This is a genomic window from Neorhodopirellula pilleata (assembly GCF_007859915.1).
Lineage (GTDB): Bacteria > Planctomycetota > Planctomycetia > Pirellulales > Pirellulaceae > Rhodopirellula > Rhodopirellula pilleata.
In genome coordinates this window covers 341,199-367,824 of sequence record NZ_SJPM01000002.1, presented here as the reverse complement: position 1 = coordinate 367,824, position 26,626 = coordinate 341,199, and the positions used below count along the sequence as shown (strand labels likewise).

General features: G+C 55.9%; 15 protein-coding genes. 5 read left to right on the top strand and 10 right to left on the bottom strand.

Translation table 11 applies throughout. The features are described 5' to 3' along the window. Window positions 1-23: 23 nt before the first annotated feature. The 6 genes from Pla100_RS06505 to ptsP are packed head-to-tail and all read right to left on the bottom strand — an operon-like array spanning window position 24 to window position 9,271. Window positions 24-1,040: a glycosyltransferase family 4 protein gene (locus Pla100_RS06505; protein ID WP_146576877.1), complete on the bottom strand. Its 1,017-nt coding sequence runs from the start codon at window positions 1,038-1,040 to the stop codon at window positions 24-26. A 1-nt stretch (window position 1,041) separates the two neighbouring features. Next, complete coding sequence (locus Pla100_RS06500; RefSeq protein ID WP_146576876.1) at window positions 1,042-2,676, bottom strand: alpha-amylase family glycosyl hydrolase; 1,635 nt, start codon at window positions 2,674-2,676, stop codon at window positions 1,042-1,044. An 11-nt stretch (window positions 2,677-2,687) separates the two neighbouring features. After that, window positions 2,688-4,136 (bottom strand): glycoside hydrolase family 130 protein, encoded by a 1,449-nt coding sequence (locus Pla100_RS06495; protein WP_146576875.1) that lies wholly within the window; start codon window positions 4,134-4,136, stop codon window positions 2,688-2,690. Window positions 4,137-4,143: 7 nt separating this feature from the next. Next, window positions 4,144-6,423 carry a glycosyltransferase family 4 protein gene (locus Pla100_RS06490; protein ID WP_231602780.1) on the bottom strand — a complete coding sequence of 760 codons (2,280 nt, stop codon included), beginning with the start codon at window positions 6,421-6,423 and terminating at the stop codon, window positions 4,144-4,146. Further along, the gene (locus Pla100_RS06485; protein WP_146576874.1) at window positions 6,420-7,493 is read right to left on the bottom strand and encodes a glycoside hydrolase family 130 protein; all 1,074 of its coding nucleotides are present in this window, start codon (window positions 7,491-7,493) and stop codon (window positions 6,420-6,422) included. Before Pla100_RS06485 ends, Pla100_RS06490 begins: the two co-directional genes overlap by 4 nt. Next, window positions 7,490-9,271, bottom strand: a complete 1,782-nt coding sequence (gene ptsP, locus Pla100_RS06480; RefSeq protein WP_146576873.1) for a phosphoenolpyruvate--protein phosphotransferase — start codon at window positions 9,269-9,271, stop codon at window positions 7,490-7,492. Before ptsP ends, Pla100_RS06485 begins: the two co-directional genes overlap by 4 nt. Window positions 9,272-9,703: 432 nt before the next feature. On the opposite strand from ptsP, the gene Pla100_RS30380 reads away from it, so the two are divergent. Together Pla100_RS30380 and Pla100_RS06470 are read left to right on the top strand one after the other, a co-directional pair. Further along, window positions 9,704-10,264: a YceI family protein gene (locus Pla100_RS30380; RefSeq protein WP_197167740.1), complete on the top strand. Its 561-nt coding sequence runs from the start codon at window positions 9,704-9,706 to the stop codon at window positions 10,262-10,264. 9 nt (window positions 10,265-10,273) lie between these two features. Continuing rightward, on the top strand, window positions 10,274-11,242 hold the full coding sequence (locus Pla100_RS06470) for a hypothetical protein (protein ID WP_146576871.1): 969 nt from the start codon (window positions 10,274-10,276) through the stop codon (window positions 11,240-11,242). Between the two features lie 56 nt (window positions 11,243-11,298). Here Pla100_RS06470 and Pla100_RS06465 read toward each other — a convergent pair whose 3' ends face one another. The 3 genes from Pla100_RS06465 to Pla100_RS06455 are packed head-to-tail and all read right to left on the bottom strand — an operon-like array spanning window position 11,299 to window position 21,555. Next, window positions 11,299-18,273 carry a hypothetical protein gene (locus Pla100_RS06465; protein ID WP_231602779.1) on the bottom strand — a complete coding sequence of 2,325 codons (6,975 nt, stop codon included), beginning with the start codon at window positions 18,271-18,273 and terminating at the stop codon, window positions 11,299-11,301. Then, window positions 18,266-21,001 (bottom strand): vWA domain-containing protein, encoded by a 2,736-nt coding sequence (locus Pla100_RS06460; protein ID WP_146576870.1) that lies wholly within the window; start codon window positions 20,999-21,001, stop codon window positions 18,266-18,268. Before Pla100_RS06460 ends, Pla100_RS06465 begins: the two co-directional genes overlap by 8 nt. Next, the gene (locus Pla100_RS06455; protein ID WP_146576869.1) at window positions 20,998-21,555 is read right to left on the bottom strand and encodes an RNA polymerase sigma factor; all 558 of its coding nucleotides are present in this window, start codon (window positions 21,553-21,555) and stop codon (window positions 20,998-21,000) included. Before Pla100_RS06455 ends, Pla100_RS06460 begins: the two co-directional genes overlap by 4 nt. Window positions 21,556-21,707: 152 nt before the next feature. Here Pla100_RS06455 and Pla100_RS06450 point away from each other — a divergent pair, with 152 nt between their 5' ends. Beyond that, window positions 21,708-22,298 carry a hypothetical protein gene (locus tag Pla100_RS06450; RefSeq protein ID WP_231602778.1) on the top strand — a complete coding sequence of 197 codons (591 nt, stop codon included), beginning with the start codon at window positions 21,708-21,710 and terminating at the stop codon, window positions 22,296-22,298. Window positions 22,299-22,318: 20 nt separating this feature from the next. On the opposite strand, the gene Pla100_RS06445 is transcribed toward Pla100_RS06450, so the two are convergent. Continuing rightward, a complete protein-coding gene (locus tag Pla100_RS06445) occupies window positions 22,319-23,539 on the bottom strand; it encodes a carbohydrate porin (RefSeq protein ID WP_231602777.1) in 1,221 nt (406 codons plus the stop codon). 430 nt (window positions 23,540-23,969) lie between these two features. Here Pla100_RS06445 and Pla100_RS06440 point away from each other — a divergent pair, with 430 nt between their 5' ends. Next, window positions 23,970-24,935, top strand: a complete 966-nt coding sequence (locus Pla100_RS06440; RefSeq protein WP_146576867.1) for a nuclear transport factor 2 family protein — start codon at window positions 23,970-23,972, stop codon at window positions 24,933-24,935. Between the two features lie 17 nt (window positions 24,936-24,952). Next, window positions 24,953-26,617, top strand: coding sequence for a mu-protocadherin- cell-suface protein (locus tag Pla100_RS06435; protein WP_146576866.1), 1,665 nt, complete (start codon window positions 24,953-24,955; stop codon window positions 26,615-26,617). Window positions 26,618-26,626: the final 9 nt, after the last annotated feature.

Below are 26,626 nucleotides of genomic sequence, written 5' to 3'. Positions count from 1 at the left end.
GTACGTGAAATATGAAACGCCTCTTATCTTCGTTCATCAAGGATGCGCTGATAAACGGTCAGGTAGGCGTCGGCCATACGGTCGATCGTGAAACGCTCAGCAACGGCGCGGCGAACATGGACACGATCGATCTCGTCGAGACGCTCAATCGCTTGATTCGCTTCGGCAAGACTGTCGACCAGGAAACCAGTAACACCATGATCAATCAGTTCCGGCATCGATCCACGTCGTGACGCAATCGCGGGAGTTCCACACGCCATCGCCTCGATGACAGATAAGCCGAATGGTTCGTTGAAGTTGATCAAATGCAATAGTGCGCTGGCGTTTCCCAATGCGTCGAGCCGCTCCATTCCTCCAACAGCACCATGATAATGGATGTTCACGCCGTCAACGGCAGGAGCAACTTTCGCCTCGTGGTACTCACGATCCTGTACGATCCCGTACATTTGAAGAGGACGTCCGCTCCGGCGGGCTACAGTGATCGCTTCTTCAGCACCCTTATCGGGATGAATCCGCCCAAAGAAAAGTAGATCGTCGCTCGGAGCCGGGTTAAATGGAAACTCATCGATGGGAATGCCATGGTAAATGGTCGCGGCGTATGACAAGTCGGGATGACGATCGGCATCGCTGATTGCAATGAAATGAACGATGTCCTGGAATGCACGATACATCGGAAGAATCCGATCCGATGAGAAACCGTGAATCGTCGTGACGATCGGTGTGTCGATCATCCTCGCAAAGGCGTGCGCCGGAAAGTCCGCTTGGTTGTGAATCAGATCGAACCGGCCAGCCTGTTCAAAAAGGTGAGCCAAGTGCCGAAACTCCCAAACTTTGGCGTCGATCGAAGCGTCCTCGCCGTACGGTGCCGGTACCACGCCGTCAAGTGTTGCGGTGGTTTGGCTATCGAGAGTTGCGAACAAAGTCACATCAACACCACGCTGCACGAGCGCTTCGGTCAACATGCTGGTGACAAGTTCCCACGGACCATAGGCTCTCGGTGGTGTCCGCCACGCGATCGGGGCCAGCATTGCGATTCTCATCTCAGGGTTGCTCACTTAATTGTAGGACGAGGCCTTCGTTGGCGGCGAGTTTGCCCTCGAGTGTTCGAGGGATCGCGGTTCGGGGGATTGCGGTTCGGGGAGTGATCGTTGAACAAAGTTGTTTAGCAATCACGGTTCCCTTGGGAATCGGTAACGTTTGCGATTGGTCTCCGAGATTCAAAGCGATCAACAGTCGCTCGTCGCCATGGCGTCGTTCGAAGGCGAGCACATCGCCAACGGAGTCAACGATTGCAAAACTTCCAATCACGAGCGCCGTGTATTGACGTCTCACCGCAAGCAAAGATTGATATAACGACAGAAGCGATCCGGAGTCATGATCTTGCGCCGCGACGTTCCGCTGTTGCCAATCATGGTTGAGTGGAAGCCACGGGTCGACGGTACTGAATCCGGCATACTCGGAAGTGTCCCAGGGCATCGGCGTGCGCGAACGATCGCGGCCAATGCCCAGGTCGGGTTGACGTAAATCTTGCGGGTCGCGAACCCGATCACGTGGAATGGTCACCTCGCCAATGCCGATTTCGTCACCTTGGTATAGCGTTGGAGTTCCGCGAAGGGTCAGCAGCAGCATCGCGGCAACGCGTGCTTGAGCTTCACCCAGACGCGCCGCGATTCGACGGGCATCGTGACTGCCGATCACCCAATTTGGCCAGCCAAAAGCTGGAAGAGACGCGGCGTAGTTGGTGATCATTTGACGCAGCGAATCGGCATTCCAAGCGTTTTCGATCAGATGAAAGTTAACCGGTAGATGAATTTGAGGTTGGTCCAGAGTGCCGAACCATCGGGCAAGACGATCGTCCGGCAAACTGATTTCGCCAATTAATACGCGGTCCCCGTAGCGGTCAGCTAATGCACGAAACTCGGCCGCGATTTCGTGTGCTTCGGGCTGATCGGTCGAGTAAACCTGCCAAAGTCGGTCCCGTTCAGTGCGGTCCGGGGTCCAGGTCGGATTCACCGGATTGTCCCTCAACTCCGCGTCTTTGATGACGTGCCAGAGAACGTCAATTCGAAACCCATCGACACCGCGGTCAAACCAAAACTGCAGCACCGCCATCATCGCCCCGCGTAGTTCGGGTTGACGCCAGTTGAGATCGGGTTGCTCCTTCAGGAAGGCGTGAAGGTAGTACTGGCCCGTTGCCTCGTCCCACTGCCATGATGAACCTCCGAAATCGCTGATCCAGTTATTGGGCGGGCCTCCACCGGGTAAGGGATCTCGCCAAATATACCAGTCGCGTTTCGAACTCTCACGAGACGATCGACTTTCGACGAACCATGGATGCTGATCCGAAGTATGGTTAGGGACGAAGTCGAGGATAAGCTTGAGGCCCCGCGTGTGAACGGCCGTAAGCAACCGATCGAACGCATCGAGATCACCAAATATCGGATCGATGCCGCAATAATCGGACACGTCGTACCCGAAATCTACCATCGGGGACGGATAGATCGGGGAAAGCCAAATCGCGTCGACGCCAAGCCTTACGAGGTAGTCGAGCCGTGACTCGATTCCGGCGAGGTCACCAATCCCATCGGCATCAGTGTCCTGATACGAACGCGGATAAATCTGATAGATCACTCCGGTTTCCCACCAGCGACATTCGTTCAGAAGTTGGTGATCCATATCGATCGCTCCTACTTCGACATCGAATCAAGCAGCTCTTTGACTTCGATGGTGGCAAACGTGGTGGCGTAGTCGGACATGGCGTAAGGGATGATCAAGTGATCTTGGTGAACGAGGGAGCCGCAGGTGTAAACCACGTTGGGCACATAGCCTTCTCGCTCGATTTCATTGGGCGTGATCAACGGTTCTTTCAACCGTGCGATCACTCGCGATGGATCCTCGAGGTCCAATAGCATCGCACCGATACAGTACTTCCGCATCGGTCCGACTCCGTGGGTGAGGACGAGCCAACCGGCTTCGGTTTCGATCGGTGATCCGCAATTTCCCATTTGCACATACTCCCACGGGCTTGCCGGCTTGATGATCAGTTCACTTGTATGCCAGAAGTAAAGCATGTCGGAGTACATCAAAAACAGATGTTCGCCGTCTTGCCGGCCCAACATCGCATAGTGGCCGTTAATCTTTCTTGGAAATAACGCCATCCCTTTGTTCGAGACCGCCGGACCGTTGAGCGTGTGCATTTTGAAACGTAGGAAATCCTTGGTCTCCAACAGCTGCGGCAAAACCATCTGCCCGTCGTAGGCACTGTAGGTCGCGTAATATCGAGCGCTGCCGTCGTCTTGGTGGAAGTGCACGAACCTTGCGTCTTCGATTCCGTTGCTTTCGGTCGGGCTGAACGGAAAGACGACTCGCTCGGATAGCTCGTGATCGGGGGTGTACTGGATTTCATAGTTCGATTTGGCCAACATGATCACGCGTTGAACCAATGGCTCGAGTTCGGCGTGGCGGGAGCGGTGTTCGCGTAACGACGACTTTAAACGCGTTTCCAATTCTTGGAGCGTAAAGTCCTGAGGTAGCGCATCAAGGACTTCATAGGTGAACGAACTGCCTAGCCCCAGTTCGATCAGCTTGCGGCGAAACAGATCATTTTCGTAGCAAGAGTCGGGAACAAAACGCGGGGTGGTGACGAATTTGACTGGTTCATCGATAGCGATCTTCAAGTTGCGGTCGATCGTTCCGCTGCGGAAGACAATCGAGGATATGTGTCCCTCTCCGACCGCCCGCAGACTCATGGCAAACCGTCGTGACCCTGCCGGCAGGTTCGTCTGGTCAGGATGCCACACGAGCGACGGGTTGAACAAAGCCGCCGATTCAAGCGCATACTCTTGGGTGAAGTAAGCTCCCAAAAGAAGTCGACGGTTCTCGCTTAGGGGAGTATCGGTGAGAAGGTGATGTTTGATCGCTTTGAATCGTTGCTCGAAATAGGCTTTGGGTTTCTGGTGACGCCCGTGAAATTCATCGAGCACGTGGGCAAGTTGTTGATCGACCTCCACTTCTGACAAGGTGCAAACTCGCCCGATAACACGCAGCACGCGATCATTGCCCGGCGGCTGGAACGGTCGCAGGACGACTCGTTGTTTGTTGGGTGAAAGAACGATTCCGGTTCGTTGAATTGGCAAGTCATTTTCAGTGAGTTGAGGGGGAGGCGACGCGCATGGTGGCGTTAAGGCCGCGCATTTCGACGAGCGATAAAAGGAACGCGAGCGTCGACTCGGCACCTTGGTTTTCATTCACTTTGTTTTCCATCAAACCGTCAAAGCAACCACCCGTTGACGGATCGTAGATCGGCTGGCCCAGATCGTTTCGTCCCAAGAACCAATCGAATGCCAAGTGGGCTTGTTCGGACCAGAACGGATCCTTACTGACGGCAAACGCTTCGATCGATGCCGAAACCATCGCATGCGCTTCAATGGCTTGTTGGTCAAAAACGGCCGCCACTCCGCCTTCGCGGCTGAACCCGTTGGACCCGATCGGACGAAAGCGACCTTGAGGCGAGAGCTGGATTTCGCAAAGCCAACGCAACGACTTCAGTCCGATTTCCGCAGCCCGGTGATCGTCAAACCAACGACCGTGGGTAATCAACGATTGCGAAAGTCTTGCGTTGTTGTAAGTCGCGATGTTTTCAAACCACGGCCACTCGGGCGTTGCCGTCGATTCGTACATATCGGCCAACCGATCGGCAAGCTGTTGGCTCATCGCGGCGGCCGCACGTTCACCGCTATAACGTCGCAAGTATTCGTGGATGCCGATGATGCACAGCGACCAGGTCCGTGGCGAAGTCGTTTGCTCGCAGGCCGGAAACGCTCGTTGAAATAATTCTCGCGCCCAGGCAACCATTCCGGCGCGACGCGATCGACCGATGCATGTTCCCAAGGCCCACAACGCGCGACCTTGCGAATCATCCGATCCGTCGCTCTCCAACCAACGACGATCAAAACTCAAGAAGTTGCGAAATCTCCCTGAATCACGGTCAAATGCGTTATTCAGAAAAGCCGCATAGCGGGTTGCCAGTGAATGCACTTCGGCCGAATCCTTACCCTGCTCTTCCAGCAAGACCGTTAAAATCAATGCTCGCGCGTTATCGTCGGTGCAATAACCGTGCGCATGGTCCGGAACGGAATAGATGGCGTGTTGGATGACACCCGTTGAATCACTCAGATGCTGCAAATGGTCGAGTTGCATTTGCGGAAGAGCCAACGGTTGCTCATCCAGTGTGCGGACGGCAAGGGGCTTCAAGGCGGCGGACTGTTGATCGCGTGCCCGACTGAAAGAGTCGAGATACAACTGTGAGACGTTGTCCCACGTCATGGTACGGCCTAGCCGATGAGCTCGGTCTCTCATCTTCAAACGCCGCTCGTCATCACTCAACAATCCGATCACTTCACGAGCGATCGCAGACGAATCGGCAAACGGGACCAGCACCCCACGCCCATCGGCCAGCAACTCTGCGGCGTGCCAATACGGTGTGGAAATCACAGCCTGGCCGCAACCGAACGCGTAGGCCAACGTTCCCGAGACGGCTTGTTGCACGTTCAAGTAGGGTGTGACATACAGATCTGCCGCACCGATGAAGTCGGTCAGTTCTTCCAACTCCACAAAACGGTTGTAGAAACTGACATGCTTTGTCACGCCCAGTTCTTTTGCCATCCGTTCCAGGCTGATTCGATAGCGTTCCCCTTGCTCACGAATCAAGCTGGGGTGTGTCGCACCCAGGACGATATAAATGAAGTCAGGAAACTTCTTAATGATCTCCGGGATCGCTTGAAGAACATGCTCGATCCCCTTACCGGGCGAAAGCAAGCCGAAGGTGAGTGCGACCGGTTTGTTCTCGACGCCGAATTGCTCCTTCAAGACTTTCTGATCAGTTTCGGGTGCATCGGGAATGCCGTGCGCGATCAAGTCGACTTGCTCGCGATCGACCGAGTACGTGTTCAGCAACGTCTGACGACAACGTTCGGTCATCACGACCAAACGGGTTGAAAGTCGAATGAGCTGCACCATCACAGCCCGCTGAGTTTGGCTCGGCTCCGACAAAACGGTGTGAAGCGTCGTCACGACGGGTATCCGGATGTCTTGCAGGAGGGCCAAGATGTGGCTTCCGCATGCGCCTCCAAAAATTCCGAATTCGTGCTGCAATGAAATCACATCGACGTTGCTGAAATTCAAGAAGTCGGCGGCCGATCGATATTCATCCAACTCTTGTTCGGCAACTTGAAATTGAACTTCGTTGTCGTAATGGTAGGCATGACTGATGTCTTCCATCGCCACCACGATGCACTCCGCGTGTGACTCCTTGGCAACGCCGATACGCAGGTCGTAAGTGAAGGTTGCGATGCCACATTTGCGAGGCGGGTAGTCGCCGACAAAGGCGATCTTCAATATCTCAGGTGCTGTCATGTTGGTCATTTGCTTTGGTCTTGTCGTACAAGCGAATCCAACACGGATTGCTTCGAAAATTGAGCCGAGGCGACACAGGTGTCAGCGGCCCCATAGAAAATCTGAAGTTCGTCCCCACGGTCCAGCATCGCTGTCGGAAAAACAACGTTGGGGACAAATCCGTTTTTTTCAAACTCAGTAGCCGGTTGCATGATCGGTTCACTTGTGCGGGCGAGCACGCGGCTAGGCTGATCACGATCAAGTAAGAGAGCCCCCGCCGAATAGCAACCGACGGTACCAGCGATATTCGACCGATTACTGCCGTGATAGAGCGTCAGCCAACCCTCGTCACACAGAATCGGCGGCGTTCCACTTCCGACGCGGTCACCTTCCCAAGCATGCATTCCACCGAGAACGAACTCATGCCGTCCCCAATGAATCAGGTCCGGCGATCGAGCGAGCCAAATCTGCGGGGGGCTGAAGTGGGAATGGGGGTTCGGACGATGTAACGCGACGAAGTCGCCCGCGATGCGACTGGGGAAAAGCACCACATCTTTGTTTTCGCAAGAAAAAATAATGCCGTGTCGATCAAACGTGACGAAGTTCGATGTGGACATCAAGGCCGTGGCTGCCCCCATTGGGGATACCGCCACATAGGTGATCCAGAAAGTACTTTCAATCTTGGTGATGCGGGGATCCTCGATGCCATATGTTTCCCACCGACCTTCGGGAAGAATCGCTGATACGAACTCCCAGTCAGTACCGCTGCGGTTCGTCGAGCGAAACAGTTGCATATGCGAAACGGACGTCAGCCGCAGGTCGTCATTTTTCTTCAATGCGACCACGCGAGCATCGACTACGTGGAGATCCACATCGCGAAACCATTCGATCTCGATAGTCCCTGATAAAGTTTGAAGAGGAAGCGCCGTCCATCCGACTCGTGATTCGGCTGCACGCTCGGCAACTCGTGCCAACATGTACAACTCGTCGCCGATCATTGCGACGGCAGGATTGAATACGCCGACGACTTCAAAGTCATCGCGTGATGGTTGAATATCGCTCGGTTTCAACAGCAACGAATTGGATCGTGTTTCGATCACGGGCAGATCCTCAACGAATCGGACCATTGGTTGCGTGGTCTTGAGTTGTTCTCACTTAGACGAGGGAACGTGAAAAGTTCCCGGACCTCCTGGGGGCTGCGACACGCGCGAGCTTGATCTGCCAAGTCACGAGCGTATGACGTGTCGAGCTTTGCAATCGCTTCTCGGAGTTCTCCAACTCTCGCAGGACTAACACTCAACTCGCGAATCCCGAGGCCGATTAATAACATGGCGAACTCCACCTCGCCGGCTTCTTCACCACAGACGCAAACCGGACAATCCCAGCGTTTGGCGGCCATCACAACTTCATCAATCGCTCGTATTACCGCCGGATGCATCGCTGTGACGTGCTCGTTCCCTGCGGACAATTCACGGTCTGCCGCTAGGAGATACTGCGTCAAGTCATTTGTGCCGATGGTAATAAAGTTAGCGAGTTCGAGAATCTCATCGAGGCAGAACAGCGCTGCAGGCGTTTCGACCATGGCTCCGATTTGCGGCCGCTTCAGACTATTGGATTCGACGACAACTTCCTCGATCATGGCGATTGCTTGAGCGAAGTCATGCCCGCCGATCACCATCGGAAGTAAGATTCTCACGTCGGCTTCCTGAGCGACCTGGACGATCGCCGTCAATTGCTCGCGAAGCAACTGTTTTTCAACTAGCGAGAATCTCAATCCTCGCAAGTTCAAACTCGACGGGTCCAATCGCTCGTCGTGAAGGAGAAATGGAGGCAGCTTTTCTCCACCTAGATCAAACGTGCGGATGACCAGCGGCCGGTCGCCGAGCCGCTGGGACATCTGAGCATAAAGATGGCGCTGCGCCTCTGCGTTTGGTCTTTGCTTGGATTGCAAGTAAAGAAATTCGGTTCGGAACAATCCAACCCCTGCGAGTCCGAGCGATAGAACCTGATCAAGATCGGCTGGCAAACCGACATTGCCGTAAAGGACAATTTCCTGTCCATCGGACGTTCGACACGGCCCCGTGTTCATCGCAACCGACGCCTCGGAAAGACGTTTGGATTGAGCGACTCGTGCGTCGAAATCTGCAATCTCATCTTCGTCAGGCTGAGCGATGACGATGCCGGCCTCGGCGTCGATTAAGAGCGTCATCCCGCTAGTGATTCTTTGCGCGACGTTCGATATGCCAGAGACAGCGGGAATGCCGAGTGATCGAGCGATGATGGCGGTGTGTCCGAGTCTCCCTCCGACCTGCGTTACCACTCCGACGACGCCCGAATCAGCCAAGGCGATCGCATCGGAGGGAACCAATTCGCGTGCAACGATGATGGTGCCCGGGGGAAGCTCGGCGAAGTTCGTCGATGTCAAACCCATCAGATGACGCATCATTCGACGCCCAACATCGCGAACATCCGTCTCTCTCTCCCGAAGATAATCGTTGTCGATCTTGGCCAATCGGCTGACCGTTTGACTGATAACAGAATCCAATGCCTCTTCGACCCCGACAAGATCGTTCACTATCCGCTCTTTCACCAACGATGCAATCTCACCTGCCATGGCCGCATGGGCCGAAACCAACGCGATCGCCGAGACGATGGAGGGTTGACCGCCGGCGAGAACATTGAGGGCATGCAGGTCTCGTTTGGATTCCTCCAACGCCTCGTCCATCCGTTCGCATTCGACTCGCGAGTTGGTACGCAAGCTTGACTCCGAGACACCCGGCTTCGGCAACGCAATCGTCCGCTGAACCTCATAGCCCAGAACAACCGCGACTCCTTTGACGAGCCCCCTGGATAGTTCATTCCCTTCCATGCGTTCCATTCATTATTCCCTAGTTGGTTCGATTCGATCCTGCTGTCATTACTCGGACGACGCCTTACAAACATGCTCGAACCAAGTCAGGAAGGCATCATGCCCGCGTCAATGCCGATGAACATCCTGCCAGGAAAGGTCATGTTTCGGCTAATCAGAAAACCCGTTCATGACAACGGGACAAGCATTTGCAGCGGCTTGTCTGATCGGAGAGGATTCTCGATGAGAACGTACCGCGAATCGCTAGGCTTCCACCGAAACGACGAAAACCAAAATGCGGCACCTGGATGCACGCATGGCGCAGGCCAACAGATCAACGTACCACGCTTCCTCACCTACGCAATCGCCAAAACATTAATCAGAGTTAAATCGTACTTGCTCGCCGCCTATGCTATGATCGTGGCGTTATCGAGTTCGAAACCCTTTCTCTGGAACCACACCATGCGTGTAACTTTCGCGACGTTGACCTTTGCTTTGTTGGTTGTCTCTCAGCTCACGTTGTCCGACGTGCCGACGCTGTCGGCGGCGGAATTGGATGCGAAGGCGTCCAAAATTAATTTTGTCGGTCGCAAACCGGACGGTAGTCATGAGGGCGGATTCAAAGAGTTCTCGGCCGAAGCCAAGCTATCTCCCAACAATCTTGCTGACGGATCGTTGGTGATCGAGATCGATGCGACCAGCCTTTGGTCGGACAATCCTAAATTGACGAATCATTTGAAGAACCCCGACTTCTTTGACGTGCGGAAGTACCCCAAGATCAAGTTCGAATCAACGTCGATGACTGCGGGAGACGCACCCAACGCGGGATTCGTGACCGGGAAGCTGACCATGTTGGGCAAGACCAATGAAGTCAAGGTTCCGATCGTTTGCAATGTGGAGAAGGGGGTATGCAACCTGAAGGCCGAATTCAAGATCGACCGCACCAAGTGGGGAATGACTTACGGTGAAGGCAAAGTCGATGCGGTCGTCGACATCAACGCGATGCTCGTTTTCCAACCCTAGGTTCCTCTGTTGTCCTTGAACACCGAAATCGTTTTGTGGTGTGTCGTTGTTCCAATGACGGCGGCATGCGTTGCCGCCTTGTTGGGCAAGCACTTGATCGCGCGACGAGTCGGCGTGGATGAGACCGTAACGCCTCGCCGGAGCAGCGGAGTCGGCGGGATCACTGTGGGATTGGGATGGTGGACGGGACTGGTGATCGCCATGGCGGCCCGTCAATGGATGACCGCCGAGGTGGGTTGGTCACAACGTTTGCTTGGCGTCGAAGCATGGCAAACCGCGTTGTGGCCGTTGCTGTTGTTGACGTTGGTGCCGTCGCACGCTGGCGACCAGCGAATGACGGCGGCCCGATGGGTTGCCGCTGCGGTGTTCGCATGCTTGCTCGCCTACGTTGCGATCCCTCACGGTGAAGCGTGGCAGGATTCGTTGCATTTGCATCGACCGTGGTCCGCGCTGATGGTCGCTTCGGTTGTATTGAATACGTTCGCGTTGGACGGATTGATTCGCTCGGGTGCTAAAGTGTGGTCGCTGCTTGTCATGATAGCGGGGATCGGCCCCGCGTTTCTTTTGGCATCGCTCAACTACGCCGCGCCGGCGGAATGGACACTGGCCGGGATTGGGGCCACCGTCGGAGCGATGCTCGCAGCGAGTTGGGCAACGATCCGTGCATCCGATCAGACCAACGAGCCGGCCCAAGACAATGAGGCCGCCATCGCCGGGTTGTCAGCGGCGATCACGTTGCCGGTCGCCGGTTTGATCGCGACCACGGTGACGACGGCAAGGTTTTATACATGGGAAGAATACCCAACGTGGCTGTATGCGGTCTCGCTATTTCTTCCCACGATCGTCGCCCTTGTCGACTTTCCGCTACGAAGGTTTAGTGGCAAGGTGCGAGTTCCGGTCGCGGCCTTGGTTTCCGCCGCCCTGATCGGGGCGTGTGTTGGAAAGCTCGTTCTGCAAGAGCCGCCGGAAAGTTGGTGAACGGTGCCGAAACACTTGGCGAGTTTCGCTACGCTAAATCGTGCTGCGCCGCGAATCTATTCGCGGGCGAGCGTTGGGCGACGGGTGATCGCGAGTGTGGCCGCGAGAATCGCCAGCACGATGAGGACTAAACTGGACTTCCAAAACCCGAGTCGTTGTTGGTGGGCGAATTCGAGTTCGAGCTTCAACGGAGCATTCTCGGTAACCTGGACACTGCGGCCAAACGTGTAAACGACGCCTTCCTCTGGCAAACTGATAAGGATGGCCTGAGGGGCGGGTTGGGACGTGCGTTGATGGCGAACGAGTCTCGCCGCGATCCGCTGCAAGACCGCATTGTCCGAGGTCGTGTTGCCACGCAATAACTCACTGAGTTGGCCCGGACGGAAATTCATCTGGTCGGTTTGCAGAATCGGATTGTCTGCGGCGGCGTTGCGGAATTGCTGATTGTCTATCGCTGCACCCTCGTCGGGACGGTTGTCGAGATAGAGACGTTGGCGACGTGTGTTCAAACCAACAATCGCTTGTTGCGTTTGCAGGTTTTCCAACTGCACGCGGGCGTCTTCATTGGAAGCCGCGTCGAGTGCGTAGCGGTTGGCGACGCTGTTGAGCGCCCAACCCGCTTTGGATTGTTCACCGGCTTGAAGCAGTTCGTTGGCTTGTTCGAGTAACTCGGTCGCCTGTTCGGCTTGAGCCTGTCGTCGTCCTTGGACGATCTTGAGGTATGAATTTCGGTCGTACTGCTGTTGATTGCTTTGACGAACCAGTTCGAGACTTCCATCGTGATCGGTCAGCTCGAATCCTTTCGGCGCGATGACGTTCCATTCGATGTTCTCGAGCGGCACGTTGAGCTCGGGGCTGGTCAACTCGAGATCGCTGATTCGTCGCCCCGTCACCGAGTACACGAACCGAACCATCGCCGTACGATCGTCGATGCCCGGCAGAATCGTGAACTGCCACGGGCTGCCTTCGCCGCCTTGACGGATCGAGTTCACACTCTCGCCGTTAACAAAAATGTTGAACAGCACTCCTTCGTCGGGCAGTCGAACGCTCAGGTTACTGCGCTGAATCACGTCGACGGTGAGTTCGACGGCGGTGAGCTGATCGCCGGCGGGTGAGACCACCGTCGTCAACGTGCCCTTGGCGACGCGGAGCTTGAGGGCGTCGGCGAGAGAATGACGTTTCGCGTGAATAACGAGGCTACCCGTTGTCGAAACGCTCCGCACGGTGAGCACGGGGGCACCGCGACTTTCAGCGTCCCGGAGAGGCGATGGAACGCTGTTCCAATCGGCTCGTTGCCATCCGTCGGGCAGTTCGTCGTGTTCCAGTTCGAGTCGTCCACCGGCCCGCACGGCGAAATAGTAAGCCGTCTGACGAGCTTCGGGAAACTTCACCGGCGTCAGCGTTTCGCTGTCGTCGACACGATCACCGCGTCGTTCATATTCGATCTTAAATTCGACTTTCCCGACGACCCGGCGTTTGAATTCAACCACCCAAGTGTTGGTGTTCGGTCCGGTTCGCACGAGATCACTGACCGTGTCTCCGCTGGCACGCAACGTTTTGATTTCATCGGCATCCTCGATCGGTAAGACAACCTCGAGTTGCCGAATCGAGGCGTTCTGAACATCGAAGTTGGCGACGAGCGTGGTGCGAGTTTGTCCTTCACGCAAGCTGACCGCGTGCAACACTTGCCCGGTCACCCAAGGATCGAGCTTCTCGATCCCGAGAGTGAGGTTCCAGTCCTTTTGCAGCAAACGAAACGCGAGCGATCCGACCTCGCTGTTGCTCACGCTGCGAGAATCGATCTCCGAAACGTTATGACGCGTTACGGTCCGCAAACGGATGCCGGTCGTGGGTCTAACAATCAGTTCGCCGCTTTGGCGGGTCGCCTCGTTCAGTTCAAATCGCGGCAACTCCCATTCACGAATTTCATTTGGCGTGGGACCTGAAAGCGTCAACACGAACGTCTGCGTTCCGATCGTTTTGCCGTTGAGGTGCAAGACGATCTCACGTTGGTCGCCTTCGGTCCGTTCGGCCCAGTGATGAAGCGATGGTCCGGACAAGGATTCGACTTCCAATCCAACAGGCAGGGGAAAGCTGAGTTGAAACAATCCGGCTCGCGTGATCTCGGCGGTGAAGTTGACATTCAAAACCACACGCTCATCGCCGAGTGACAAGACCTGCTGACTCAGGACGCGAACCTCGGGAGCGACCGGGGCAACGCGGATGATGAGTTCACCGCCATCGGCACCATAACGGACGACGCGGTGCAGAACGGCGTCGTTGCCGGGCAACATTCCCGCATCAAAATCGCCGAGGTTCACGACGGACATTCCGTTTGCCGTGATCTTTTCCGGCTGCGCGTCGGCACCGAACGCGATCGCCACCAACCCCACTTCGCCCGCCGCGTCCTGAACCCGGAGTGGACGAAGCGTCGCATCGGCGGGTAATGGATCGAGGCCACGCTGCGTCTCAATTTCGATTTGAAAACTGTCCGACTGAGCCGGCTCGATTTGCAGATTCAATTCACCGCTATCGGCATCAAATTGCCACGCGCCGACGGGGCCGTTCACACTACTAACGGTCAGGCCCGATGCAACGCTGACCCGAAGCTGTCGGACTTCGCCTTGTGAGGTTCGAATTTGGAATCGGTGCCGGCCATCGATCACTCCTGGTCCAGGCAAATACAGATTCGACGCTTCGACAAAGTACTTCGTTGTCTCGGTGGAGACGTCTCGAGCAGTCGGTTGCAACGAAACACTCGCGTCGCCGGGACCGAGCAGGATCGCGGCTTGGGTCGAGTCATCCGCCTCGACGGATTCGATACGCACCGCCGTCGGACTGCGTACCTCCCAACCGGATTCGTCATAGTGAAAACGAATCGTTGCGACCGCCGCGTCACCGGTCAAAACCGGCACACTTTCACGAGGATGGACGGCTTCGAGTTGATATTCAAAGTTGGCTTCGAATGCGTTTGCGGAAATTGTTTTTGCCGAAGTTGAGGCAGTCTTTTCAGAGACGACCTCTTGTTCGGCTTTCTCGTCCGATAACGGAATGCTGACGACATAAGCCATCCCGATGCCAGGAATCTCGCTCTTGGTCAAACGCAGACCTTTGCCGTCGAACTGCGTTAACACGGCAGGCGCGTGCAGCAACACGAACTGGTCTCCGGGTTTTCCGGTCACGGCGATCTTGGCGATTGCGGCAAGTCGGTCATCCTCGTGCGTCACCTTCCATTCTTGGCTGATCGAATCGGCGGCCTGGAATCCATCGGGAACCGCAGCGAACGATGACCCTGCTGTCGTGATTGCAAACACGAAACCGATCACCAGGGATGTCGCGGGCCCGATCGAATCACCGACGGAAGGTTGCGATTTCTCTTGACGACGTTGACGTGACCACGCCTTCCCTCGCTGAACCAATTGATGGGCCAGCGGAACGAGAAGGAAGATCGCAATGAACAGTGCGAGCAACGCGTAGAACCATCCGGCCGCATCACCATGACACAGCAACCCGATGGCGAACAGGAACATGCCTGCCGAACGAATCGACACACGTTCAACGGCGTTTTCTTTGGTGAACGAAAACACCATTGCGGCGACACCTCCGAGCATGGCGAACGCACCCAGCCATGAAAAATTCACCCACCACATCGGCGTGTTCGCAACATTCAGTACGATCGGCTCACCGGCCGCGAGGATCGGCAAGCTGAGCTGCAACGGTAGTGGAGGTCGCCGGTCCGCCATCGCCGCATCCACCATCAGGAGGCAAAGAAACAGCGAGATCAAAACACTTGCCATCGCAGCGAACTGCAAGACACCACTTCGACGTCGCGACCCAATCGCCAACCCGACCAAAGCGGCGATCAGCACGAGTGTCCCGATTCCGTTGCGAACCACCCAAGCGAAACCCGACGGCGGGCTGACCGGGATCGGCGGCGAAACGGTGCCACCGGTCGGCAACAACGCATGTTTTTCGTCTCCTGTCACGTTCCACTGCATCTTCAACACCGGCGCGTCGACGGTGGGAAGTTCCAATTGGGGATGTGATTCGCTTACCGCAGGTTTTCCGACTCGCAGTTGGACTTGGACCGGTTCGTTCGGATCCGATCCGCCTGGTAGTGGGATCAACGTGCTATCCTCGGCCGCCCGAGCCGTCACCGGCTCTCCGTTGACACTGACCTCCCACAATCGCGCCGGTTCGGACGGTAGCTTGAGTCGAAGCGATCGGCCACCGCGTGATTTTAGAAAATAGGTGATGTCCGTGACCAACTCACCGTCAGCGGACACGCGGCTGTTGGCTTCGGCAAACTCAACCACTTGCGTGACCATCGTGCCGGGGTGAAACCAGTTGACCTTCAAGTTCAACACAAACGGTCGCTCGGTGTATTGCCACGTTCCGAGCGAAGGGGCCGTGCTGAGCAATCGCAATTCGGCGGGCAGTTCGAGCGGGTCAAGACGCAGCAATTCGTCGGAAATCGAAACACTTTGAATCTCGACCTGCATCGGACTGACGATGTGCAAATAACCTCGTTCACCTTGTACATCCATCGGCGTGATCAAGCCCGCACTGAACGACTGGTCCGTCGCGTCGGTCTTTTCTTCAAACGTGACCAGTAACGTGCAGGGCCCCATCACGGGTTGATGCAGCGAAACGATGAGGGTGTCACCATCGCGACGCCACGTGCGAACGTCTTGTCCGTCGACCATCACGTTGCCGAGACTTTCGGGGACTGAAATTCGCCACTCTGAAACGGGCGATCCGGTGACAAAGTAGTTGATTAGAACACTCCCATAAATCGTTTCATCACTCAACGAATAGAGATGAAACACGTCCGACTGAACGCTTCGGTCGAGCAACTCGATTCGCATCGTCGCAGACCACTCAGGTTGCCGGATTCGAAAAGCCTGTTGAAGGTTGGCGGTCGGTTTTGGAAAATAGCTCAGCGGTTTTTCGACCAACCAATCCGTCGCGCCCATCGAGATTCGGAATCCTGCGGTGGCGGTGATCCCGATGTCGCCTCGAACGGTTTTCGCGTCGGGATAGCCGAGTCGAGGCAATACCCAATCACCCGCCGCAGCGGCTTCGCTCTTTTCGAGGGTGAAGGTCACGAGCTGACGACCGATCACTTCTTGGGAAAAAATGACTTTCAGATTGCGTCGTCCCTCGTTGACGTCCGATGCGGCGACGTAATCGGCGATCGCCGCTCCCGTTACCGCGACGATCGAGTAGTCCGACGGGATGGAGAAATCCCATTCGCGAATGGCGGCTTCCCGGATATCTAATTCGATATCGGCCGTCATCATGCGATCGGTTTCGGATAGTCCGTAAACAATCAGTTGCGAGACATTCACCTCCGGCTGGACCCGATCCGCATCAATGCTGAAGCGATGCTCTCCCGCAGGAAAGCGATAAACGAACACTTGACGCGCACCACTTGCTTCGCCTGGGTATTGATCCGGCGACAGTTGCGTCAAACCTAGTAAATCAACTGGTTCGAACCGCACGGAACCCGAGTTGATGACACGCAGGAACCCCGAATGGCGGATCGCACCGATCGGATCGACTCGTAGACCCTCGACGCGGACGGGAAAGTCGTCGAAAGTCGTTTGGCTGCGGACAAGGAATTGGCATTCACTGGTGACGGGTTGGCTTAAGGTAATCTCGAGCAATCTTTGATCGCCTTCGCCGTTGGTTTGCCAGCCGACGATATTGGTGCCGCTGACGTCGAGGATTTCTCCTGGACCGTGAAGTCGCATCTGGACCGACTTCAATTCGCCCTGCAGGATTTGATACACGATCGAGTGGTTTTGCCGCATCAAACCTGCCCCCACCGATGCCTCGATTTGGCCGGTGGTTGTGAAAAACAACTTTCCTTCTCCGGTACTGCGTGACGGTTTCCAGGCCAACTTGGCATGGCCGGACGCGGGCAAGAAACCGATCCAGGCGTCATCGCGTCGCTGCGGAACGATCAAGGTCGGCTCACGTTGAAACTCGATGTCACCGCCCAGTCCTTCCAAGGTTAAAGGCACAACGGCACCGCCGGCGATGGTGAAATCGAGACTTCGTCGAGCGTTCTCGGCAGACGAGAGTGTGGCGACGAAATCGAGTGCGATCGGAAAGTCGCCCGTTTCAAGAAAGATCATCTTGTAGACGTTCTGTCCGTTTTCGGATGTCAATCGGAGCCGATAGTGCGGATCGACGGGAACTTCGCTGATCGCCGCGTTGCCCTTCAAGATGGTGATCTCGGCGTTGGCGTGCGTGACGAGCACGCGTCCGCGAAGCTCGAATTGCATCGAACCGCCGTTGTCGTGCAACACGCCTTCAAGGGTCGTGTCAACGATCTCCGCAGGCCCGGGTGCGGCCCCCCGACGACCGAGCGAGAGTGTGAGTTGACCGCCCGTGGTGGTTTGATATCGGCTTGCCGGTTCAGGCGATCCCAGCGGTGCAAATCCGCTAGCATCGGTCACTTTCCCCTGCACATTCGTGGCGTAAACGAATTCAACTTCGGAACTGAAACCAATCGCCGCACCGGGGGAAAGATGGGTCACGACGATGCTTGACGGAAGTTCGTACTCGACCGAACGAGCGTTTACGTTCACGTTCAATTCGGTGACACCTTCATTCACGCTCAGATCAAGAAAACGCGACTCTCCTTCGCGGCGGACCGACCACGACTGCAATCCTTCGCCTCGCACATTGGTGATTTCTCCGTCACCGTTGATACCGAGACTGAGCATTGTCGCCTTTCCCTGAAGGACTTTCGCGTTGATCTCGATTTCTTGCTCGATACGCGTCTCGCCGACGTTCACCTTGGCCTTGGAACTGGCGGTGTAAATGACCTTCGGTTCGGGAATCTTTCCGAGACCGTGTGCTTCGATGACGATTCTGCCGGTGGCGTCTTGGTCGATTGTCGGCGGTGTTGATGGTTTCTCGTCGTTCTGCGCCGACACACTCGAACTCAAGAACAAGACCACCCAGAAGCAGGCGAGCAATCGAGACCAAGTTGGATACATAAGTAATGTTTTATTCATTGCTGATTTGCCGGGCTTGTTGGATCATTTGTCGAAGCTGTTGAACGCGGGAGGCTTGAACATTCGTCTCGGGTAATCCGGATAAGATTTCCGCTAGCGTTTTGAAATCCACGGAGGCTGCCGAGGCGTCACCACGAAGCCGAGCCGCGAACATCGCTGCCGTGCCCGCGATCTGGATGGCGGCCGGTGCTTCATCCAAACGCGTGGCGTCGGCTTGATAGGGAATCGGCCATCGGTTTTCGACCATCTGTCCGGTCGATAAGTCACGGAACCGGACCGACACCGAACCCACGTCGCCGTCCCCGTTTGGCAGTGGCTCGAATTGGTAAACCGCCACGCCCGCTTCGGCCGCCGACATTTCCGCTGCGTCGACGGCATCGTTGCGAAAGTCTTCTTGATTCAGGCGATGCTTTTCGAATCCGAGTAGTTTGTATCGACCGACCCGGTTCGGGTTGAATTCGATCTGGACCTTGACGTTCTTGGCCGACGGACGCAAGGCACCGGCGATTTGTTTGGCAAAGCCGCTATCGGCCGATTCGACCGAGTCGAGCAGGTAGTATCGTCCGTCTCCCTTACGAGTGAGGGCTTCGAGGATCTCGTCGTTGAGTCCGTTGGCGCTGATTCCTGCCGCATCGAATGCGATCCCTGAGTCACGAAACGTCGCAATCATTTCCGAGAGCCGTTCCGGATCGGCATTCCCCAGATTGACCGCGCCGTCGGTCAACAGCACGATCCGGTTTTGAGCACCGTCGAGACGTTGTTCGATCGCTTTTTCGAACGCCAATTGTAGTGCCGTTTCAACGTTGGTTCCGCCTTCGCTGGGTAGGTTCTCGACGAGCTGAGTGAATTGTTCGGCGGTCGCACCGCTGACTCGATCGGCCAACAATCGCGGGTTGCGAGCGAAGCTGATCAACGTGATCTGATCGTCGGGTTGCAATTGTTCGGCGAGAAGTGCAAAGGCGCGTCGCACGGTCTGTTGGCGATCGATTCGCTCCATCGATCCGGAATTATCGAGCAACAAAGTCAGACGCAGTGGCGTCGTGCTGGCACGTCCTGCCGCAGCCGTCCGCATCGAAACGCGTAGCAGATTGCGTTGCTGCGCAAACGGATGAATCGCCTGCTCGATGCGGCAAGCGACCGCTTCATTGGCACCGGGAAGCGGATCCCCATAATCGAACGCGTTGACAAATTCTTCGATGCGAACCGTGCTCGAGTCAGGCCACTGGTTGGCTGACAGGGCGGCCGCAGCGAGTTGGAAGGAGACGTCGCTGACGTGCAACGAGAACGTCGAGAACGGTTCCTGGCTTGCATCGGTTTCCACTAAGTGGAGTTCCGTCTGAGCTTCCGCACTCGCAACTAGTTTCTTATCCTTGGAAGCGGGCAGATTCTGGTCAGACAAACTTAATCTTTCCCGCTCAAAGCTTTCTTGTTCTTTCTCCATGATGACTTCTGGAAGAGCATCCTTTTTCTCGGATTGCTTCCGAGCGGGCCGGTCTGCAGGCTTGGCTGTCGCTGAGGGAATCGCTGAATAGTCGAAAAGATTATCAGCGGACTCTTCAGCAGGCGTTGCGGGCACAGGTGGCGGAGGAGCGGCAGGAGAACTGGTTGGATCACTCGGCGATATCGATGACGGATTCTTTCCCAGGTCCACCCAAATAGGATCGTTCCCTGCCGAAGCCATCCCTGGCAGTGTTCGTTCAAACCATTTGTCTTGAGCTGGCGGTTGCCCCGACCCTGGCACCGAGAGATTACCGCCACCAAGCCCACCACCAAGTCCACCGGCCATTCCACTCATTTCACCCATCCCACTGCCTGTTCCGAAGTCGTAGCCGAAGTAGAGATCCGTGGATTGAGCTTGATCGTCATCCGACAAACCGTTGACGACTTGTGGTAATTCCAGCCCCTCAGCGACTCGCTTGCTCTGTTCTTTTAACGCGGGGGCGACTTGCAATCCGTCGCGAGTCTCCAAAAGACGTGACCGTGATTCGGCGTAGCGATTGATGTTTGGTCGCTCAATTTGGAATGATCGAGATGGCGTAACGGATTCGCCAATGAAACCTTCGAAACGTTGTGGTTTTCCAGAGCCATCGGAAAGCGAATCGACACGAGCAGCTTTCGATCCAAGTGATTCTTCTATCGATCTTAGCGATTCTTCTACCGTCGAAATCGAGTAATCCATCGAGTCACTAGCGAACTCAGCAACCTCCGCACCGTTTTGCCGATCCGAATCAAAGAAGGTCACACCACCTTCCAAAAAGATTCCTCCATCATCGTTCTTACCCGGCGCCCTAGCGCTTACGACCTCTCGCACCGAACGAACTTGAGGCAGCAAAAGCAAGCCGGCTAGGCACGCGACGCAGGCAACGGTTGCAATCGTGCCGATCAATCCATACTTTCCTCGGCGACTCGAGCGATCGGCCGATTCATCGGAAGGACGACGCGGTTGGACGAGCAGCGGCTGACCGTCAAACACGGCCAGCAAAGCATCTCGTTTTTCCGAAGGCAGTTTCCATTCGCTGTGTTCGCCGGGCAAATCACCTTGACCGATGTCCGACAAGAGGTCGTGCATGTTTTCAAAACGTCGTTTCACTGCGGCAAGTTCGGGACGCTCCTCGATCAGACGCGCAATCTGATCGCGTTCAAAATCAGAAGCTTCGCCGAGCACGCAAGCAACGATACGAGTCTCCAAATCGATTTCCGTCGTGGTGTCGTGGGCTGGTGTATTCATGACGCTGCGTCGATCCCCAGGCGTTCGAGTCGTCCGCCGAGTTCCTTCAAGATGTGGTGCAAGCGATAGCCAACGTTGCTGATGCTCAGCCCCGTTCGCTCGCTAATTTCGCGGTACTTCAAATCGTCGAAGTACTTCAATTGAATCAATTGTCGATCTGTTTCGCCGAGTTCTTGCATGAGCTGTCGCAGCAAACCTTTGGTTTCCATTTGCTGCATCATCACCTCGGGGGTTTCCGCCCCATCGGATGTTGTCATCGGTCCGTCCTCATTGACGCCCCCGAGCGTTTCCCGGCGGTGATCGCGAAGGTAGGTGAAGGCTCGATTTCGAACCGTGCGAAACAACCACGCCCGGGGTGTCGCCACGTCGTCGAAATGTGCGTGTAGAAGCAAGAAAACCTCCTGCACGATGTCTTCCGCAACGGCGCGACGCCCGGTCAGCGAGAATGCGTACCGCAACAGCGGCGTTTCCTCCGCGTCAAACAAAGACCGCAGGGTTTGTTCGCACACACCCTCGGCACATTGCGGTTCGACGTTCGATATCGGAGGCGGCATCAAATCGGATTGTTCATAGGTTCGAGATCGAGAGTCACGACGATTTCAATCTTCTCTAATGCATTAGACGCTTCGCGAGCCATTCTCTTAGAGAAAATTAACATTTCTCGTTCTACGAGTGGACCGATTCCGATCAAAGCCGACCATCGCCGTTGCTTTGGGAAGTGCCTCTCTGGGCGGCGACTGCGTCGATCGGCTTTTGTTGCGTCCTGCCATGGGTACCGATTGGATCCACTTATCCCGACCCGACGCCGACGAATCGCATACGGTTTGGTGTCCGCACGCTGTTGATCGCCACGACGTTCATTGCCGTCGCGATTCCCCTGTTGGCGACCTTTCCGCTCGCTACCAGCGGGATGATCTGTGCCGCAGCGCTGATTCATTCCATCATTTTCGCGGTCAAGAATTCCCCGCATCGGCTTGCTACGGTTGGCCTGTTGGCTTGCATGCTTTTGCCGTTTTCGTGGGTCGTTCACTACGAGGAGTTCGATCGGATCTTGCCCGCCATCCCGAGCTTGTTCGCCAGTATGCCGACGCTCGTTCCGGGTGCATTGATCGGCCATCTCGTTGGACAGAGTATTCATGATTCCCCATGGATCGCTCAGCTACTGACGGCGGTGGAACTGCTGGCCGGGGCCGGCATCATCCGTCTCGGTCCCAAACGAACGATCGCCTATCTGCTGTTGGTCATGCAGGTGTCGCTGCTCGGATCACTGGCGTTCTACCAACTCTGCGTTTTCTAAAACAACCAATCAACAGACCGCTAGAAGGCGATGTTCATTCTCACGCCGAGGATGTAAGCATCGTCGATTCTCTGGCGAGCTTGGCTGAGCCACTGAAAATCTGGCGTGACCGAGATCGATTGAGTCAGTTGCGAACGATAGAACACCTCGACACCTTGACTATCACCGATGGGACCGAGCGCCGCCGCCTCGAGAATCGGTCCGATTTCTTCACTGGTGCCGCTGTAGAAATATCCGACCCCGAATGAATCTCCGGTACGCAAAGGACTGGCCCCGCCCAAACCCGCACTGAGCAGATAGTTCACCGGGTTGGTCGAATCATCGGCAATCGCGGCCCTGGCAAAATAGCCCCAGTGTCGTGCGGCATCGGTGGGGTCGACCCACAAAGCCTGATCCGTATTCCAGTAAAGCGACCACGAACCGTCGGCGCGGTTGATCGGAATATTGGGCAACAGAATCCGCGGGTCTTGGCCGAGCGAAACGTAATCACGACTACTCCAAGTGCCCGCAAAGAGTTGATGTCCAGGCTTACCCATCAACGGGGTTGCGAACCGCAGTTCAGCCGACAGCGCGACGCCGTCGGCAAATAACTCATCAAACCCGTCGGTGTCGGCCGTGTCGGTCGGATTCATGACCAAAAAATTGAACAACGGCTCGCCCTGATTCCCGAGGATGACGAAACCACACCCTAACGAAGCATAAGGAATCGTCCGTAGCGCGATCGGATTGGCGATGAATGCGACGTTCGAAAACTGAGTGATCCCGCGACCGCTCGCATACGCATTGGCGTCACCGTCGAGCGTATCGAGCTTTCCCGCATAAATGGCGAATCGTTCACTGCAAAATTGAGTGAACAACACATTGGTCAAATATAAATCACGGCTGTCGGCCACCGGCAATTCGGTGGGCAACGTGGGCGGGAAAAAAACCCCGGCGGGCTCACCGATCGAACGTCCGAATCGATGTTCGGCGCGCAGTTTCAAGAACAAGCCTTCGTGAACGCCAAGTTTCCCCAAGTCCATGTTGGCAACATAATCGCCGTGGCCGCCATAACGATCCGTTTGGTCCAAGCCGCCACCAACGGTACCGAAGTAGTACTGCGTCAGATTATTGGAGACCGAGATTCCGCTATCGGACAAACAGGAATAGAACGACTCACACCAAGCTGAATTGTCGTTACAGATCGCGTCGCACGCGCCCGCGTCGCAGGTGGAGGGAAAGTAGTCGCATTCGACGCCCATCGGACAGCTCTCCTGCGAGTTCACCTGGGCGGACGCCGGTTCGGTCAAAAGACCGAGAAACAAAAACCCGATCAATGTGAACGCAAATCCAGGAGAGCTTCTGGAAAAATGTGTACAAACAACCATGCCGCGTGTCCTCTATTCCCAATCGCTCGATCCTTCTACCTGCTGATTGATCGGATCGGAAGAAACCGACACTCCGGCTTGGCCCAACGTTTTTTGCAAATTCAAGAGCGAAGATAACACACAGTGCGGATTCTGTTGGTTACCCGACGGATTTTCGTCAACATCGTGGTGGTCGGTAGTATACGATGTGGTGCGAAGCGGACGCGGTTATGTTCGCGTACCAAGGGGCCGCCAGGTTGTGCTTGAAGGCCAGTTCGGGCGACCAAGGTCTACACTCGCTCACTGAAGCGTCGGGAGGTTGGCAATGTTCAAGATACTGCAGGTCGTCTGTCTTGCGTGTTGTTGGTGGTTGGGATGTCCGGCTTCCATTGCGGTGGCTCAAAGTGACTCGGACGCGTCCCCGCCGGAGCGATCAGCCGAAGAACAGATTCGAATTCAATTGCGGCAATACGTTGCCGCGTTCAATGATCGAAAGTTCGATCAACTTGCCGATCTGTTGAGTCCTGATCTTCAGTATCGCGACGACTCCGCCGGCACACAGATCGACAATGCAGAGGCTTTCCTGGATCGTCTCAAAAACGCGATTGCCAACGAGCCGACTCTCCAACTCGACGCACAATCAAGTGGCGTCTTCGTCGAAAACCCAACGAAGGCCATCGTGCAAGGGTCGACGACACTCAAAGCGGCGGACGTTGCGGATGAGGACTCGTACTTCGTCCTCACGATGTCAAAGAACGTTAAGACCTGGAAGATCACATCGATTGTTGAACAGTCTCCGGAGGCAACCTTGCAATCAGCCGCAAGTGAAGCCATCGAGTCGTTAGGATGGCTCGTCGGAACTTGGCAAGACTCTTCGCCTGAAGAGCTGCAAAGTGAAATCGAATTCTTGCCCGGACGTCGATTCCTTCGCCGAACCATCACGGATTCTTCAGGCCAACAGATGCTGGGTTTTGAAATCGTCGGATATGATCCCATTGCCAATCGGGTTCGATCGTGGACCTATCTTAGTGATGGGACGTTTGGTGAAGGCTTTTGGACCGGAGAGGAGAATCACTGGAGTTTGAAGATGACACAAACGTTGCCCGACGGACGTGCCGCATCGGGAACTTATGTTCTTCGCCCGGAAAATCGCGACACGATGACCGTCCAACTGGTATCGCGAGAGATCGAAGGTGAACCGATGCCATCCAGCATCGAAATCACAATGAAACGCATCGCGACCACACCGCCGAACACGAACGAACCCTTACCGACTGCGGAGGCAGAATGATGCGAGTCCAATCCTTCATGAAAAATCAGCCGATCCTTCACGGTTTCCAAATCGCAGTCTTGTCGGCAACCCTGTTGCTGATCGGTAATCCGGAAATAGACGCGGGAGGCCTGGGCGGGCGTGGCGGCGGGCATTCGTTTAGCGGAGGAGGCGGGCGTTCGATCGGCGGAGGTGGGAGTGCCAGCTTTGGTGGCGGGCGTCCCAACATGAACGCTCGACCGAATCTTGGAAACGCGTCTGCGAACCTCGGAGCCCGTCCCAATTTTGGCGGCGGCGGTTTGCCAGTTCAGCGACCTCAGACAAGTATGCCTCACTTGGGCGGCAGTAGCACTCGGCCAAACATTAGCCGCCCGAGCATATCAGACCCGGGCATCAATCGCCCCAGTCCAAATCGCCCCGGTTTGAACCGTCCCGATGCCTCCTTGCCGACAACCCTTCCCTCACGACCAGATGTCAAGCTTCCTGATCGTGGCAGCCTTGGCAACCGTCCCACGACCCTTCCAGGCCGTGTGCCTGACGGCGGTCGTCCCGGCGGGTTCAATCGCCCCGCCGTCACCCCGCCGGGCAGCAGTCGCCCGTCGATGCCCGACTTCGGAAAACTTCCCGGCGGTCGCCCTTCCGGCGGCGAGCTTGGTGACTTTTTAGGACTCGACAAACCGATCGGCCCATCTGGCCCAGGCCGCCCCGGAAAGCCCACGACGCTGCCAGGCGATCTGGGATCGAATCGCCCAGACCGTCCCGGAAGGCCGACAACATTGCCCGGCGATCGACTTCCGATCGCCCAACGGCCATCGATAGACATCGGGGATGTCAACCTTGGCAACAACACGGTCATCAGTAACAAACCTCGATGGGCCAACATCGACAACGACCGTTACCACTCCATCAATCGACGCTGGCAAAATCAAATCGGCAACGCCACAACGCTGCCGGCACTCAATCCAAACCGCTATGATCATTTCCACAATTGGGGAAACAACGTTCGTGATCATTGGTATGGCGGTCGGTATCCAGGCTACTTTCGCCCGGATTGGTGGGCTCGTCATCAATTTCGGTGCAGCGGTTGGCACTATTTTTATTCGTACGCCAACTACCCCTATACCTACTGGTGGGGCACGCCAACCTACACCGACGTGACGAGTTGGTTCACTTGGAATGCGCCCGCGGCGTCTTGGCAACAACCGGCCTACTACGACTACGGCACCGGAGGAAACGTCACCTATCAAGACAACAGCGTCTACATCAGCGGAAACGAGATTGCCAGTGCGGACGAGTTCGCCGAGAGCGCCGCGACGTTGGCGACGGTTCCCGCGCCCGAAAACCTAGAAACCGCCGAAAATTCGCAGTGGCTACCGCTGGGAACATTTGCCTTAACGACGGATCCTGATGATGTTGACCCGACCCGCATCGTGCAGTTGGCCGTCAACAAAGAGGGAATCGTTTCAGGCACGATCTACAACAAAGAAACCGACCAGACCCAGGCCATCCAGGGACGTGTTGACAAAGAGACACAGCGTGTCGCCTTGCGAATCGGCGAAAGCGAGGATGTGATTGCCGAAACCGGCTTGTATAATCTGACTCAAGATGAGGCGTCCGTCTTGGTACACTTCGGGACGGAAACTCAGGACACTTATCTTCTGGTGAGATTGCCCGCGCCCGAAGAATCCGCAACTGAGCAATGATGAATACTT